Raw genomic sequence first — 1,365 nt, 5'->3', positions numbered from 1 at the left:
CTTCCTTTTCAAGGAGTTAGGTCAGTCGCTGCATGTGGCGGGGAACCTTGCGCTCAATCACTGGAACGGCTCGACCACGACGCAATTTCGCATCCTCGACGCCGCAAAAGCCGTGTGAGATCCCGAAATTCTTGTGTGAGTTCCAATTATTCTTGCGCCAGAATCGACGATTCTTGCATAGGAATCGGCGAAACTTATCCTCACTTTCCTAAGATTCCTGTTCCAATTTTTTGCGATCCATGTTCTAGTTTTGTTCTCAGCTGAGAACTTGTGACCATGCGTAAACCGACCCACCCCGAAAAGCTTTATCTGGATTTCGACAGCTTCTTTGCCAGCGCCGAGCAACAGTTCAATCCGGCGCTGCGAGGTCGCCCGGTTGCAGTGGTGCCACTGGACTCGCCTCATACGAGTGTCATCGCCGCCAGCCGCCAGGCGAAGCCCTTCGGCATCAAGACCGGGACGAGCGTTGCCGAGGCGAAGCAGAAATGTCCGGATATCGTCTTCATCGAGGCACGACCGGACATATACGTAAAGTTGCATAATCGCATCCTTGAGACGATCGAGCGCTGCGTGCCGATCGCCGCCGTCCGCTCCATCGACGAAGTCGCCTGCAACCTGTTGCAATCGGAAGCGCGCGACGCTCCGGGACTGGCGGCGCGGATCAAGCGTGCCTTGCATGACGAGATCGGCCCGATCCTCACCTGTTCGATCGGCATTTCCGTCAATGAGCTTCTGGCCAAGATCGCGGCGGAGATGGACAAGCCGGATGGCTTCGTGCTGCTCGATCACGCCGATCTGCCCGGGCGCCTGTTCGATCTGGAACTGCGCGATCTGCCGGGCATCTCCAAAGGCATGACGGCGCGCCTCGGCGAGGCGGGCGTCAGCGACATCAGGGGCCTGTGGGACCTCGCGCCGAAGCATGCCCGCGCCATCTGGAACAGCGTCGAAGGCGAGCGCTTCGTTGCGGCGCTGCATGGCTACGCGGTGGAAAAGCCGGAGACGATGAAGCGCATGTTTGGCCACGGCCGCAACCTGCCGCCGGACTGGCGTGCGCCGGAAAAGGTGCTGCAATGCGCAAGGCTGCTGAGCCTGAGCGCCGCCCGCCGCCTGCGCCGCTCGCATTACCGCGCCGGGGCGATGAGCTATACGGTCGGCGTCAGGCGCGACAGCCGCGTGACGCTGGAGGGCCGGTTCCGCCCGGCGCGCGACGATCATACTTTCCTGAATTGTCTCAATGATTTGCACGCGAAAATGATTGCAGCGGGTGAGATGCGCAATATCAGCTCGGTCACGGTGGTGCTGCATGACCTGTCGGCCGAGGAGGAGGCGAGCCACGACCTGTTCGACACCCGCGCGAGTGTGAGG

1 protein-coding gene is annotated in these 1,365 nt (G+C 60.7%); it reads left to right on the top strand.

The window, feature by feature from the left end:
* Positions 1 to 276: 276 nt before the first annotated feature.
* A partial coding sequence (locus ACXJ5O_RS27065; protein ID WP_457302609.1) for a Y-family DNA polymerase occupies positions 277 to 1,365 on the top strand: 1,089 nt, incomplete at its 3' end.

This window comes from Phyllobacterium sp. P5_D12, assembly GCF_054049495.1.
Note: the sequence above shows the minus strand (reverse complement) of the source record. Positions and strands in the feature narration are given on the sequence as shown.